We start from the raw sequence: 13,941 nt of genomic DNA, 5'->3' as shown, positions 1-13,941 counted from the left end.
CGGTTGGCCGTTCATTGACAAAAATCAGAGGCCGGCCGTGCTGACGCCAGATACTTCAGGGGGCGCCGGACTTTTCCCGGCGCAATCACCCAAGGAGAGTCATCATGAACAAGCGTTTATCTGTGGTTCTGCTCAGCGTCCTTTTGGCGATGAGCGCGGGGTGCAGCAATAAAAAGGCGCAGGAAATGGACACGCGAATCGACGCCGCCCAGAGCACTGCAAGCGCGGCACAATCCCGTGCCGACGCGGCTTACTCCAGGGCGGATCAGGCAGCCGCTGCAGCCAGTCAGGCACAACGTACGGCCGATGAGGCCAATGAACGCGCCAGCCGGATGCTGGAAAAGGCCAGCCGCAAATAGTGAGTCCGTGCGGCCAGCGTTTGCGACAGTTGTGCAAAGGGTGGCAGTAAAAAAACCTTGCCGGTTTCCCGGCAAGGGGTACGACAGCGCGAAACTTACTCGCCCTTGATCGGTACGACTTTGTCCGCTTTCATGGCTTCAGGCTTTTTCGGCAACGAGATACTCAGCACACCTTTGCTGAAACTCGCGTCGATCTTCTCGGCGTCGACGCCTTTGGGCAGGTTGAAGACCCGCTCGAAGGAACCATAGTGACGCTCGCTCAGGTGGTAGCCCTTCCTTTTTTCTTCCTTGTCCTCTTTCTTTTCGCCCTTGATGATCAGGCTGCCGTTCGACAATTTGATCTCGATGTTCTTGTGATCCATGCCGGGTAATTCGGCGGTGATCTCGTAGCTTTTGTCCTTTTCACTGATATCCACGGCCGGCATGCCGTGACCGATCAGTTCGCGCCGCCAGAGCGGTTCGACGTCGAACAGCCCACGACCAAAGGGTGAAAACCCCGAACCGCGGTTGAAGTCTTCGAACAGGTGATCGACCTGCTGGCGCAGTTTTTCCAGAGGGCGCCACAAGTCTGCAGTCAGCGGATGCTGAAGGGATTTGTCTTTGGTATCGGTAGTGACCGGCATTTTCTTCACGGAGTTGCTCATTTTGAATTCTCCTTTGCGAATGGACGGCGGCTCACGGAAACCCGAACCGGAGCGCTCAGTGGTTGGCAGAGGTTTCGCCCTGCCACGTCAGCTTCAATGTTGGCGAGAACAGCGTGTCAGTGGTTGATAAAAGTCAATTACGGGGGGAACGGCGTTTCGCTCAGAAGCCAAGTGGCAGCGTGCGGCTCAGCCCTATGCAAACGTCGGCCCGCTTTTGGGCGGCGGACTCGTAGCGCCTGTCCTGGAACCAGGTTTTGCGCACCACGTCGATGTTTCCTGCGGGTGTTGAAGGATGGAGCGCCAATCTCCCACGCCAGAAATGAAACAGCCCTGAATATTCAGGGCTGTTTTTTAGTAATTCGAAAATACTTCAACCGTTCTTGCTGTAGCCGCTGCCGACGTCTGTCAGATTCGAATAAAAGATGCAGCCGATCAGCCTCGCGAACAGGCCTAACGTGTCCGCCAGATCCGGGTCGTCGAATATGACCGCCCTGGAGTCCAAGGCACACAGTGCGCCCCACAGTTGACCGTCGGGAAGAAAAATGGGCGCGCCGGCGTAGCTTTCAATCAGATATTGCTTCACCACGGGACGCGTGGAAAACCTGCCGTCGCGACTGATTTGTGGCACGAACAGCACTTGGGGGTCTCTGCGAAACTCACTGCACAGCGTGGTTTCCAGTTCCAGCGTGTCACCGGTGTGGATTCCAAGCTCGATCGGATCGTAGGCGGAACAGACAATCCATTCCGTGTCGGTGAATTTGGCGATCGCCGCAAAGCGCGTCCCGGTCATGCGTGTGACCAGTTGCAGAATATTGGTAGTGGCTTCAATTTCAGCGATAGAGGAACGTTCCTCTGCGCTTAGCAACGCTCTGTGAATGGTGTCACTGAGAGGCATGCAGTGTTCTCCGGTCATGATTGTTCGAGCTGGCAACGGCTAAACGCGTTTGAAACTTCGCATTTGATTGCCGGCAAAACGGATTCGTTCACTTGAAGGGGTCTGATGGCTACCATAATTAAGGATCGTTTGCGTGTGGCTTGAGGCACCGTTATCGGCAGCGTAGCCTTGAACACACATTTGTTCGATGTCGCATTGAAGGCAAGGTGAGAAAGTGGAAGGCGTAGTGTTGAGCGAGAAGATGCAGCGCGAAGCTGATCGGCTGCTGGCGCAGATTGTCCGGGCAGATTCGATGATCATTGCGGTGAAGGCGGGGGCGCGTGCGGATGGCTTCGTGCTGGGGCTGGAAACCAGTGAGGTTTTGCGTGCTGGCGATGCTGAAAAGCTGTACGTCATTTTTGAAGCGGCTTTGGTGGAGCGCCTGAAAACGCTTTCACGGTCTTGAGCGGCTTGTCAGGCTTCAACTGTATTTTGCAGGCAGGTCAAGACCGGTGAGCCAAGCACCGCTGTCTGTCGTCTGCCTGTCGGAGCTGAAGCGACTCCAATGACTTATGTTTTCCTGTACACCGGCAGACACAAGCACGACTCAATTGATGAAAGGCGCGCCACTGACTGGCCTGCGCGTGAGGGGATTGACAGATCTTCCGATCAGAAATGATTGATGCAGCCACCGGAAGTTGTGTCTGTTGCGCGGACTCACTGTGGCACGACACGCAGAAAAAAGCCCGCGAGAGAGGCGGGCTTCAAGGGGCTTCAGAGGCAGTCGGACTTGCCTATCTGAAAATTGACGATCGGTGAACGGGTTGAATCTTTGTAGAGGAGGTCAATGGAAAGACCCGATTTCACGAACTGTCCCAAACCTTTTTCATTACAGAATGCAGAAGCTGCAATCGCTCTTGCATTTTTGGTGAATTCTTCAGAATCGATTTCGTCTTTGGTAACTTTTGTGAGTGTGTAAGAGATACGCATGACCTCATCGCTGTAGGTCACAGAATCGACGCGAGTTGAGTCATCAGATACTTTTTCGGACAGCACACTCATGATGAGCGCGAGCCCTTTGAGTTGGCGCTCCCGCTCCTGTTTTTTCTCTTCCTGGGCAGATTTTGCGTGCCATACCTGTACCAGGATAAAGAGCAAAGTCATAGCCAAAAAAAATAGGATGATTCCGCGATTCTGTTTCAATTGAGAGTACCGTAGCAAAAGGCCATTACTTATTTGAGCATGTTGATCGCACCATCTCAAGTTGGAGAAGTTTCATCATTGATGAACCAGAAATCTCGACGGCATCGATCCGCTGAGAGATTGCGCTAGTCAGTCGTGACAGGCAGGAAACAGTCAGAAGCGGACATCGGGAAACCGACCGCTACCGGCCAGAAGCGGTCTTTGGGAACGACGCTTTAACATTTTGAAATCGCACCAGGTTGATGATTAGGTTGTTCATTTTCAGGAAGCATTGTGAATGCCTGTTTTTGAGATTTTGCCGCTGGAAGCAATCGGCCCCGCACGGCTTGGCGCTTCACGTACCGCAGCAAGGGAAGCAATGTCTGTGAGTGGATTCCAGCTGGAGTACTCCAATGGCCGCGTCGATTATTTCTGCGAATCTTCAATCCAGCTTGAGTACGGCCCTAGCGATGAAGTCCAGTTCATAGGCGTTTCCTGGAGCTCTCAACTCAACTTCACGTTTAAAGGAGTTGATGTTTTTGCTACCTCTGCGGCTGAGTTGTTCTCACTGATGGCTGCCTCGGACGATTCTGGCCCCCATGAGTTCGACCGTTACGAGTACTGCTTTCCGAACCAGATACTCACGCTTTGGGATGCTGACGAACAATATGACCGTCAACGTGGAGAAGAACGTGAGGTGTGGGGCCAAGTCGGGATCGGCAATGATGCGTATGTGGCAGCCATCGAAGCTATTGAGAAAAAGCCGTAACTGGCTAGACGTTACTCGCGCAGGAGTGGCGCATTGAAAGGCTGCGACGGTGATAACTACTTTGGGCGACCGGTAGCTATGAGTCGATAGAGGCCTGTTATGACCGGCAGAGTTGGGTCGGTGGTTGCCCTTCGTGACAGGCGGGTTTCGGCCAGGAGCGGTCATCCTCGGCCGTCACATTTCGTCTGTCACTCCTGACCCTCCACATTCGGCCAGCATCTGACATCGCCAGCTCAACCCCACATGTCTATGAAAAGGGCAGTGGGACAGCCATTCGTCAGCAGAACGAAAAGCCCCTCCTTGACAGGCAAGTTATCTGGGCAAATACTCGCCGCAAGATTCATATAGATGACTAGATAACAAGGTGAATAAGTCGATGAATTCTTTATCCAGTGATGCCCGACTCCCGCTGTACCAACGCCTGCGTGACCAATTGGCTGAGCAGATCGCCAATAATCGCTGGCGTCCGGGGGAGGCGATCCCTACTGAAGCGGCGCTGTCTGCGGAATACCAACTGTCCACCGGCACGGTGCGCAAAGCGATTGATGCGTTGGTCAGTGAGGGCATTCTGGAGCGTCAGCAAGGGCGAGGGACGTTCATTCGCCGGGCGCAGTTTCAATCCTCATTGTTCCGTTTCTTCCGGTTCCAGACTGTTTCCGGTGAGCGTCAGGTCCCGGAGAGTCGCATCCTCTCGATCGAGCCCGTTGCCGCACCGTCGGCCGTAGCGCAAGCACTGGGGTTGCCCGCCGATGCGCCGGTCATTCGTATTGTTCGCGTGCGTCTGCTCGATGTTAAGCCGGTGCTCGCCGAAGAAATCTGGTTGCCCCGCCAGCGGTTTCAGGCGCTGCTGGAGATCGACCTCAGTCGCGAAGGACCGCTGCTGTATCCGATCTACGAAGAAGTATGCGGACAGGTTGTTGCATCGGCCGAAGAGACGCTGACCGCTGAATCGGTGAATGACGTGCATGCCCGATTGCTCCAGGTAGCGGTCAACAGTCCGGTGATCGTGATCGAGCGTCTGGCCCGCGATTACGCGGGTAGCCCGCTGGAATGGCGTCGCTCGCGCGGCCACGCGGAGCACTTTCGCTACAGCGTGGATATTCGCTGACGTCTGCCTGCGTAGCGGAGCGTTCTGCGGCGGCTAGATCGCCGCCCGATTTCTGTTTGTTTGCCAAAGCTGACCCTGTCGCGGTGCGGTTGGCTGTCGGCTGCCTTGCGTAACACCTATAAGGATAAGAATCATGTTCAGCTGGTATCGCCAAGTCACGCCTCGGGAGCGCAAAACGTTTTGGGCCTGCTTCGGCGGTTGGTCGCTCGACGCGTTGGAAGTACAAATGTTCGGTCTGGCGATTCCGGCGCTGATCGCCGCTTTCGCGCTGACAAAGGGCGATGCCGGATTGATCAGCGGCGTTACCCTCGTCACCTCGGCACTCGGTGGCTGGGTGGGTGGGACGTTGTCTGACCGCTATGGCCGTGTGCGCACGTTGCAGTTGATGATTGTGTGGTTCTCGTTCTTCACCTTTCTCTCGGCCTTCGTCACGGGCTTCAATCAGCTGTTGGTGGTCAAGGCGCTGCAGGGTTTCGGGATTGGCGGGGAGTGGGCGGCCGGCGCGGTGCTGATGGCCGAGACGATCAATCCGCACTATCGCGGCAAGGTCATGGGCACTGTGCAAAGTGCCTGGGCGGTGGGCTGGGGCCTGGCGGTCGGGGTGTTCACGCTGATCTATACCTGGGTGCCACAGGACATGGCCTGGCGTGTGATGTTCCTTGTCGGGTTGCTGCCGTCGTTCCTGATCATCTGGGTACGTCGTAACGTTGAGGAGCCGGACAGCTTCCAGCGTCTGCAAAAAGACAACGCCATCCCGCAGAGTTTCTTCAAGTCGCTCGCCGGCATTTTTCGCCCGGAACTGATTCGCGTGACCCTGTTTGGCGGGCTGCTGGGACTGGGCGCGCACGGTGGCTATCACGCGGTAATGACCTGGTTGCCGACCTTCCTCAAGACCGAGCGCAATCTCTCTGTGCTGAACTCGGGCGCGTATCTGGCGGTGATCATCTTCGCCTTCTGGTGTGGTTGTGTGGCCAGCGGCTATTTGATCGATCGCATTGGCCGTCGTAAAAACATTGTGCTGTTTGCCTTGTGCTGCGTGGTCACGGTGCAGTGCTACGTATTTTTGCCGCTGACCAATACGCAGATGCTGTTCCTGGGGTTCCCGTTGGGGTTCTTTGCCGCCGGTATTCCGGCCAGTCTGGGAGCGCTCTTCAACGAACTTTACCCTGCCGATGTACGTGGCGCCGGCGTTGGCTTTTGCTACAACTTTGGCCGGGTGCTGTCCGCTGTATTTCCATTCCTGGTCGGGCACATGAGTGACTCCATGTCGCTGGGTTCGGCGATTGGTATCGATGCCGGGATCGCCTACGGCGTGGCGGTGTTTGCCGCACTGTGCCTGCCTGAAACCCGGGGCAGGGACCTTGAAGCCAATGCCACCTCCGTTTCGGCCGGTATCAGCGGCAATCAACGCGCTCGGGCGTGATGATCCTAACCTTCAGTAGATAAAACCCATGTCAGATACCCGCCCCAAGTCGATCACCGGCATCGACTCCCATGCCCATGTGTTCAGCCGTGATCTGCATCTGATCGGTGCACGGCGCTACACCCCTGAGTACGACGCCACGCTTGGCCAGTACCTTGAGCATTTGCAAACGCATGGTCTGAGTCACGGTGTATTGGTGCAACCCAGTTTCCTTGGCACCGACAATAGCTACCTGTTGGCGGCGTTGAAGCACGCGCCGCAGCAGTTGCGCGGTGTGGTAGTGCTGGAGCCAAGCGTCAGTCGTTCTACCTTGAATGACATGGCTCGACTGGGCGTGGTCGGCGTGCGCTTGAACCTGATCGGCAAGGCGTTACCTGATTTTCGTGACAGTGCCTGGCAAGGGTTTTTCAGCGATATCGCTGATCTCGACTGGCATGTCGAGTTGCACCGGGAAGTCAAGGAACTGCCGGGCCTGATCCAGCAATTGACGCCGTTCGGCGTGAAGTTGGTGATCGATCACTTTGGGCGGCCGGACGCGAATGCGGGTCTCGATCAGCCCGGGTTTGGCGAGTTGCTTGAGGCCGGATCGAAAAGTCCGATCTGGATCAAGGTATCGGGAATCTATCGTTTGGGAGGTACGCCACAACAGAACATTGATTTCGCTCGAAGGGCATTACCGTTGCTGGAACAAAGCTTCGGCCTGCATCAGTTGGTATGGGGCAGTGACTGGCCGCATACGCAGCATGAGCAAAGCATCGGTTTCGCCACCGTCGTCGACCAGTTGCAAGCCTTGGAACTTTCGGCGCAAGCCAGCGACTCGCTGCTGGTGCAAGCGCCTCGAAGGTTATTCGGTTTTTAGAAAGTCGAACGCTGAAACCTGGCCGTTGCAGATGCCATTCATCTCACCCACATACAAGAATTTGGGCACCAGCCCAACCGAGAACCTTTCATGACTCCCTTAGATATAGATCTGTTACTGACCGCATTGATCAGCGTCCTGGTGCTGGTAGCGCTGATCGTCTCGCGCCTCAAAATGCACCCGCTGCTGGCTTTGCTGGTAGTTTCCGTCGGCGTAGGCTTTGCAACCGGTATGGAGCCAGATGGCATCGTCTCCCACTTGGTCACCGGCGCCGGCAAGACACTGGGGGCAGTGGGGGTGGTCATTGCGCTGGGGGCGATGCTCGGCAAAATTCTTGCTGACGCTGGCGTCACCGAGCAGATTGCTGCGGTCATCCTCAAGCGCACAACGGATCGGATGATTCCGTGGGCGATGATGATGGTCGCGTTTGTGATTGGCATACCGATGTTTTTCGAGGTCGGCCTGGTGATCATGCTGCCGCTGATCTTCAGCGTGGCCCGCAAGCTGGAAAGTCAGGCGCGCTTCAAGGGTTCAGCGTATATCTATGTGGGCGTTCCGGTGATTGCCGCACTGGCCGCCATGCACGGCATGGTTCCGCCGCACCCTGGCCCGCTGACGGCCATCGCCGCGCTGAAAACCTCGGTCGGGCCGACCATGCTCTATGGCTTCCTGGCGGCTATCCCGGCCATGATTTTAGGCGGCCCATTGTATGGCGCATTCATTTCCCCGCGCATGAGCACTCGGCCCGATCAGGTGTTGCTGGATCAGTTCACCCTGGCTGAAAAAGCCGACGATAAACCAAGCCCCAGCGTATACCTTGGCGTGCTGGCAGCTTTGCTGCCGGCGATCCTGATGCTGTTCCATGCCGTCGCCGAGATGGTATTGGCCAAGGACAATGCGCTGCTGAAAATGGCCGGTTTCCTCGGCAATCCGCTGATAGCGATGCTGCTGGGCGTGCTGTTCGCCGGGGCCAGTCTGGTACTCGCGCGCGGCGGCGATGCGGGGCAATTGCGCGACTCGCTGGGCAAGAGCCTCAAGCCAATCGCCTCGATCATCATGATCATCGCTGGCGGCGGTGCCTTTCAGGAACTGCTGACCAGCGCCAAGGTGGGCGATGCGATTGTGCATCTGACTCAGCAGTCGGCGTTCCCTCCGCTGATCCTCGGTTGGTTGATCGCCATGTTGCTTTCGGTGTCTACCGGTTCCGCCACGGTAGGTATCGTGGGGGCTGCCGGCTTGCTGGCGCCGCTTGCCGGTGCTGATCCCAGCCTCAACCTGCCGCTGCTGGCCTTGTCCATTGGCTGCGGCTCGTTGTTCTTCAACTACGCCAACCATGCAGGTTTCTGGATGGTGAAGGAATCCTTCGGCATGACGATGGGCGAAGCCACCAAGACTATTTCGGTGGTGCAATCGATCGTCGCCGTGGTCGGTTTGCTTGTGGTGTTGCTGTTGAACGTGGTCGTGTAATGACCTGAGGCGGCGTCCAATCAGGACGCCGCCATCTGTGAAACCCCTTATTGGCCGTCGATCAGGCGCGGCAGTGGAAGCGGATTGGACTCGCGCAGTGACTCACCGATCGCTTTTGGCCGGTTGCTGCCCTTTGGGGCAAACCGCATTCGGCCAATAGATGCTACTCGTAATCGACTCGGCCCCTTGCTTCCAGCAGCCAGTCAAATCGCAGATATAAGTCTGTAACCAGCTGTTGGCTGGATATGGCACGAGCCGGGTTGACGGGGGTTAGGTGAACCAGAACTGGTTATTCACCATATGGGCTGGCCATCGCTAGCCACTATCGGTGACTCGAGTCCGCCCCTTTCGATTCGACTGAGGTAACGGTAGTGGCTGCCAGCCAATTCGTCACGGCTTGACGAAATGACTGAAAAGATGCGGAAACCATCCAGAAAAAGATGAGCAAAATTTCCGAATGTCAGAAACGACAAAGCCCTGAATAATCAGGGCTTTGTCGTACATAAGATGGCGGAGGCGATGGGATTCGAACTCATGGACCTGTTACAGTCGACGGTTTTCAAGACCGTTGCCTTAAACCACTCGGCCACACCTCCGTTTGCGTTGCGGGCGCCATAATACCTGAATGAAACACACTGTCAAACTCTGTGCATGGCTTGTTACAGAGCGTCTGTTATGATCTTTGCCACTGAACGTTTCAAACCAACAGGAGTGTCGCCATGCGCGAACAGGATTACGCAGTTCACAACAGCGTGCAGGCTGAGCAGCTAGAGGTTAGCCGCGTCCTGCGCAACACATACGGCTTGCTGGCGCTCACGCTCGCATTCAGCGGTGTGATGGCGTTTGTGGCCCAGCAGATGCGTGTTGGCTACCCGAACATTTTCGTGGTGCTGATCGGCTTCTACGGGCTGTTCTTCCTCACCAACAAACTCCGTGATTCCGCGTGGGGCCTGGTTTCCGCCTTTGCGCTGACCGGTTTCATGGGCTTCCTGCTCGGCCCGATCCTCAACCGTTACCTGGGCATGCAGGGCGGCGCTGAAGTGGTCAGTTCGGCATTCGCGATGACCGCGCTGGTGTTCGGTGGTCTGTCGGCCTACGTGCTGATCACCCGCAAGGACATGAGCTTCCTCGGTGGTTTCATCACCGCCGGTTTCTTCGTGTTGCTGGGTGCCACTCTGGCAAGCATGTTCTTCCAGATCAGCGGCCTGCAACTGGCGATCAGCGCCGGTTTCGTGCTGTTCTCGTCAGTCTGCATTCTGTTCCAGACCAGCGCGATCATCCACGGTGGCGAGCGTAACTACATCATGGCGACCATCAGCCTGTACGTATCGATCTACAACCTGTTCATCAGCCTGTTGCAGATCTTCGGCATCATGAGCCGCGACGACTGATCGCTGGCCTGAAACAACAAAAAACCCGCATCGGCGGGTTTTTTGTTGTCTGCGAAAAGCAGATCAGTTGATCACGATGCTGCCATCGGCCTGTTGTTTGTAAATGGTGTAGGGCAGCAGAAATGTATCCAGCACACCCGAAACCGCGGCATCTACCACCAGGCCAAAAGAGGCATTGTTGTAATTGAACGCGTCGACGTCATCCGGTTTTTCGGCGTGCAGCATGCAAAAGTCGTAGGTCGCACCGCTGTAAATGCGCGGAACGGCGCCACAGTAGGTTTTCTCGGTTTTCAGCTGGTCCACGGAAAACTTGTCGCTGAACGCAACCGTTTGCACCGTCCCGCACCCGGTGAGCAATACTGCCGACAGCATCAATGCCTGAAATTTCATTACCGCCAATCCTTCGCCGGAAAAATCTCAATCTACGCCGAACACGCGCAAAAAGCACTCACGCCATCGGCGGCAAGCGGCGTTTGACCGGTGTCTTCTTGACGATCGCAGTGTTGGTTTCGGCCAGCGTGTTGAGGCGGTCGAGCAGGGTGTCGAGCTGTTCCATCGAGCGCACGTGCAGGCGGGCGATGAAGCAGTCCTCCCCGGTGACTTTGTCGCACTCGGTGAATTCCGGAATTGACAGGATCTGTCGTTCCACTTCCTGCAATTGCCCCGGCAGCGGTCTCACCCGGACGATGGCCTGCAGTTGATAGCCGAAGCATTTCGGGTCGATCTCAACCGTATAGCCCTTGAGCACGCCGCGCTCCTCCAGTCGGCGCAGGCGCTCGGCCACGCTGGGCGACGACAGGCCGCTGATCTGCGCCAGTGCCTTGAGCGAGCGGCGTGAGTCTTCCATCAGGGCGCTGATGAGGATCTGGTCGATATCGTCGGTCATGGCGCAACTCCGGCATAAGGCATTTGCGGGAAACCACCCGCGATAAAAAAGGCAAAAATCGAGTTTAGCCTGCTTTTTGCGCTGGAGGCGCAGGGAGCCGGCTTGGCATACTTTGCCCACGCTTTCGTCAAAACGTTTAGGGAGATCGATGATGGACAACTCAATCCGCCGTGGTTCATTGGAAATGACCGCTGCCATGCTGATTTCCGGGACCATTGGCTGGTTCGTGCTGGTCTCCGGGCAGCCGGTGCTGGACGTGGTGTTCTGGCGCTGCGTGTTCGGCGCCGGCACCTTGCTGCTGATCTGTGCCGCGTTCGGCTTCCTGCGTCCGGGCATTCTGACCCGTACCACGTTCCTGTTGGCCGTCCTCAGCGGCGCCGCGATTGTTGGCAACTGGGTGCTGTTGTTCGCTTCGTATTCCCGGGCCTCAATTGCCATCGGGACGGCCGTCTACAACGTGCAGCCGTTCATGCTGGTTGGCCTGGCGGCACTGTTTCTCGGCGAGAAAATCACCTTGCAGAAACTGTTCTGGCTAGCGATTTCCTTCCTTGGCATGCTGGCGATCGTCAGCGCCCACGGCGGGCAGGGCGAGAGCGGTCACGAATATCTGCTGGGCATTGCGCTGGCGCTGGGCGCGGCGTTGCTTTACGCGATCGCGGCGCTGATCATCAAGCGTCTGACCGGCACGCCGCCGCATCTGATCGCGCTGATCCAGGTCTGCACCGGAGTGCTGTTGCTTGCGCCGTTCGCGCACTTCAACGGCTTGCCGCAAACACACGGAGCCTGGGCCAGTCTGGTGACGCTGGGCATCGTCCACACCGGCCTGATGTATGTGCTGCTGTACGGCGCGATCCAGAAACTGCCGACCGCCCTGACCGGTGCGCTGTCGTTCATCTACCCGATTGCGGCGATCTTCGTCGACTGGTTTGCCTTCGGCCATCGCCTGCAAATCCTGCAATGGGTCGGCGTGGCGGCGATTCTGCTGGCCGCCGCCGGGATGCAACAGGGCTGGGGCTTGAAAGCCCGGCGTCAGCTCAGATCGGTTTGATCACAGCCCGGAACAGTCCTTTCAACTGCTGATTGCCGGCATCCACCAGATGGTTGTCGTCAAAGTACAGCGGGACGCCGTCCATGGAGCCCATGCAGTGGCCATCGGGGCACAGGTACGGCGTCGGGTCGATTACCGTCGCGTTACAGCGGCTGGCCGCAGCTTCGATGGTCGCGATGGCGATGCGATTGCGTTTCTCGTAAGCCTGTAACGGCAGGGAAATGTCCGAGGTTTGCCCGAACAACCGCTGATTCAGATTCAAACCCTTGTAGACGCTGAAGGGCATTTCCGGGATCGGTTTGACGATATACACCGGATGGTTTTCAGCGATTGAGCAGACCGTGCTGACGTACTCTTCGGTATAGGCTTCGGCAAACGCGGCCTGACGCTCGGGAAAGGAAATCCGATAGCTGTTTTCCCGCCCTGAATCCGCGTACAGCGCCGCGCGGCTGAACAGCACCACGGGCACGCCGGCGTACGCGGTTTTCAGTTGTTGCAGCTTTTCCTGATTGAAGCCTCGACATTGGCTTTCGACGGTTTTGTCGTGCATGGCGAAGTGCGCCAGGGTCGGGCAACCGCCCCGTGACCAAGACAGCGCCGCTTGAGGGTTATCTATCTGCACCGCTGCTGCAGTCGATTGCGCGTGGCTGTCGCCATACAGAATCACCGACACCTCGCCTGTGCCGAGTTTGCAATCCGCCGCTGCATAAGCGTTGGGGTAGCATTCCTGCGGATACAGTTTGCTGGTGTATTCCGGCTGACCGAGTTCGACCAGCGCCGGGCGCCAATCGGGATGCTGCTTGACCAGCGACGACGTGACTGCCGACACGGCAACCACAGCCACCGTCAGCGACGCGAATTTGATGACTGTGCGTGTGGCGGTCGTACCTTTCTTCACCTTCGATTCCACCAGGTAGAAGGACAGGGTGCCGAGCGTGAACGAGGCGATGATCGCGCCGATCACATGTGGCCAACTGGTCAACAGCCCGCACAAGTACAGCAGCACCACCAGCGGCCAATGCCACAGATACACCGAGTAGGAAATACTCCCGACAAATTGCAGCGCAGAATTGCTGCTGAACACCGACCGGGTATTGCCGTGAATCACCAGCATCGTCCCCAGCACCGGCAGCAGTGCCAGGTAGCCCGGCCACAGATCGGCTTCAGAAAAGCCCAGCACACTGACGGCAATCGCCAGCAGGCCGAGACTTTCGCAAATCGCGCCGCCGCGCGGGCTCAATCGTAGCGGAAACAAAAAAACCAGGCCGCCAGCGATCATTTCCCAGGCGCGGGTGGGCAGCATGTAGAAGGCGAACGTCGGGTTGACGCGGGTCACGATGATGGACGCCGCGAGCGACATCAACGCCAGGGCAACCAGGGCAAAGCGGGTTTTATCGGCGCCGAAGCACTTGTGCAAACCCATGATCAGCACGGGATAGAGCAGATAGAACTGCCATTCGACCGACAGTGACCAGGTATGCAACAACCAGTTTTCGTGCAGGGGTGCGGCAAAATAATTGCCGCTTTCGGCGAAACTGAAGTTCGAACTGAATAGCAGACTGCTCTTGATCGTGCGGATCGTCTCGCGCAAGTCGTCCAGCGGCAGGTACAGATAACCGAAGACCAGCAGCGTAACGCACAGCACCAGCAGGGCAGGAATAATGCGGCGGGCGCGAGAGGCGTAGAAGCCGAGGAGGGAAAAGTTCTGTTGTTGCACGCCATTGACGATGATGCCGGTCATCAGGAATCCGGAGATGACGAAGAACACGTCAACCCCGGCAAACCCGCCCTCGAACCCTGGCACCTTGAAATGAAACAGCACGACCGACAGCACGGCCAGTGCCCGCAGGGCGTTGATACTCTTCCTGAATTGCATTTATGCGTCCATGTCACATCCGTTGTGGGCGCATTGTAGTGATGGTGTCCGCTTT

Annotated in this window: 15 protein-coding genes and 1 tRNA gene; 9 read left to right on the top strand and 7 right to left on the bottom strand. The window is 57.1% G+C overall.

The features are described 5' to 3' along the window. The first annotated feature begins 104 nt into the window (after window positions 1–104). The gene (locus HXW87_RS18700; protein ID WP_239777329.1) at window positions 105–359 is read left to right on the top strand and encodes an Lpp/OprI family alanine-zipper lipoprotein; all 255 of its coding nucleotides are present in this window, start codon (window positions 105–107) and stop codon (window positions 357–359) included. A gap of 95 nt (window positions 360–454) precedes the next feature. Here the strand turns inward: HXW87_RS18700 and HXW87_RS18695 are convergent, their stop codons facing one another. Both HXW87_RS18695 and HXW87_RS18690 read right to left on the bottom strand, forming a co-directional pair. Then, window positions 455–1,003 carry an Hsp20/alpha crystallin family protein gene (locus HXW87_RS18695; protein ID WP_047294077.1) on the bottom strand — a complete coding sequence of 183 codons (549 nt, stop codon included), beginning with the start codon at window positions 1,001–1,003 and terminating at the stop codon, window positions 455–457. Window positions 1,004–1,373: 370 nt separating this feature from the next. Further along, window positions 1,374–1,898, bottom strand: a complete 525-nt coding sequence (locus tag HXW87_RS18690) for a GAF domain-containing protein (RefSeq protein WP_047294079.1) — start codon at window positions 1,896–1,898, stop codon at window positions 1,374–1,376. 214 nt (window positions 1,899–2,112) lie between these two features. Here HXW87_RS18690 and HXW87_RS18685 point away from each other — a divergent pair, with 214 nt between their 5' ends. After that, window positions 2,113–2,343, top strand: coding sequence for a hypothetical protein (locus HXW87_RS18685; protein WP_027613841.1), 231 nt, complete (start codon window positions 2,113–2,115; stop codon window positions 2,341–2,343). A 308-nt stretch (window positions 2,344–2,651) separates the two neighbouring features. On the opposite strand, the gene HXW87_RS18680 is transcribed toward HXW87_RS18685, so the two are convergent. Further along, window positions 2,652–3,080: a hypothetical protein gene (locus HXW87_RS18680; protein WP_239777321.1), complete on the bottom strand. Its 429-nt coding sequence runs from the start codon at window positions 3,078–3,080 to the stop codon at window positions 2,652–2,654. A 277-nt stretch (window positions 3,081–3,357) separates the two neighbouring features. Between HXW87_RS18680 and HXW87_RS18675 the strand changes: the two genes are divergently transcribed. From HXW87_RS18675 to HXW87_RS18655, 5 genes are all read left to right on the top strand, one after another. Next, a complete protein-coding gene (locus tag HXW87_RS18675) occupies window positions 3,358–3,828 on the top strand; it encodes a hypothetical protein (protein ID WP_239777318.1) in 471 nt (156 codons plus the stop codon). Between the two features lie 376 nt (window positions 3,829–4,204). Further along, window positions 4,205–4,936, top strand: a complete 732-nt coding sequence (locus HXW87_RS18670) for a GntR family transcriptional regulator (protein WP_047294081.1) — start codon at window positions 4,205–4,207, stop codon at window positions 4,934–4,936. A 133-nt stretch (window positions 4,937–5,069) separates the two neighbouring features. Beyond that, window positions 5,070–6,359, top strand: a complete 1,290-nt coding sequence (locus HXW87_RS18665; protein WP_047294083.1) for an MFS transporter — start codon at window positions 5,070–5,072, stop codon at window positions 6,357–6,359. A gap of 28 nt (window positions 6,360–6,387) precedes the next feature. Further along, complete coding sequence (locus HXW87_RS18660; RefSeq protein ID WP_047294085.1) at window positions 6,388–7,218, top strand: amidohydrolase family protein; 831 nt, start codon at window positions 6,388–6,390, stop codon at window positions 7,216–7,218. Window positions 7,219–7,308: 90 nt separating this feature from the next. Continuing rightward, window positions 7,309–8,685 (top strand): gluconate:H+ symporter, encoded by a 1,377-nt coding sequence (locus HXW87_RS18655; protein ID WP_095666709.1) that lies wholly within the window; start codon window positions 7,309–7,311, stop codon window positions 8,683–8,685. A gap of 508 nt (window positions 8,686–9,193) precedes the next feature. Here the strand turns inward: HXW87_RS18655 and HXW87_RS18650 are convergent. Then, window positions 9,194–9,281: transfer RNA gene (locus HXW87_RS18650), tRNA-Ser, on the bottom strand. A gap of 123 nt (window positions 9,282–9,404) precedes the next feature. Between HXW87_RS18650 and HXW87_RS18645 the strand changes: the two genes are divergently transcribed. Beyond that, window positions 9,405–10,076, top strand: coding sequence for a Bax inhibitor-1/YccA family protein (locus HXW87_RS18645; protein WP_027613775.1), 672 nt, complete (start codon window positions 9,405–9,407; stop codon window positions 10,074–10,076). A gap of 63 nt (window positions 10,077–10,139) precedes the next feature. On the opposite strand, the gene HXW87_RS18640 is transcribed toward HXW87_RS18645, so the two are convergent. Both HXW87_RS18640 and HXW87_RS18635 read right to left on the bottom strand, forming a co-directional pair. After that, window positions 10,140–10,466, bottom strand: a complete 327-nt coding sequence (locus HXW87_RS18640; protein ID WP_131670327.1) for a YceK/YidQ family lipoprotein — start codon at window positions 10,464–10,466, stop codon at window positions 10,140–10,142. Window positions 10,467–10,524: 58 nt separating this feature from the next. Then, window positions 10,525–10,962: an Lrp/AsnC family transcriptional regulator gene (locus tag HXW87_RS18635; protein WP_007915449.1), complete on the bottom strand. Its 438-nt coding sequence runs from the start codon at window positions 10,960–10,962 to the stop codon at window positions 10,525–10,527. 151 nt (window positions 10,963–11,113) lie between these two features. Here HXW87_RS18635 and HXW87_RS18630 point away from each other — a divergent pair, with 151 nt between their 5' ends. After that, window positions 11,114–12,010: a DMT family transporter gene (locus HXW87_RS18630; protein ID WP_121185196.1), complete on the top strand. Its 897-nt coding sequence runs from the start codon at window positions 11,114–11,116 to the stop codon at window positions 12,008–12,010. Here the strand turns inward: HXW87_RS18630 and HXW87_RS18625 are convergent. Next, window positions 11,997–13,886, bottom strand: coding sequence for an acyltransferase family protein (locus HXW87_RS18625; protein WP_239777316.1), 1,890 nt, complete (start codon window positions 13,884–13,886; stop codon window positions 11,997–11,999). The two genes, HXW87_RS18630 and HXW87_RS18625, sit on opposite strands and share 14 nt — an antisense overlap. Between the last annotated feature and the right edge of the window lie 55 nt (window positions 13,887–13,941).

It is taken from the genome of Pseudomonas sp. Y5-11 (assembly GCF_022368695.1).
Taxonomy (GTDB): domain Bacteria; phylum Pseudomonadota; class Gammaproteobacteria; order Pseudomonadales; family Pseudomonadaceae; genus Aquipseudomonas; species Aquipseudomonas parakoreensis.
The sequence above is the reverse complement of the archived record's forward strand: the minus strand, read 5'-3'. Positions and strand labels throughout refer to the sequence as shown.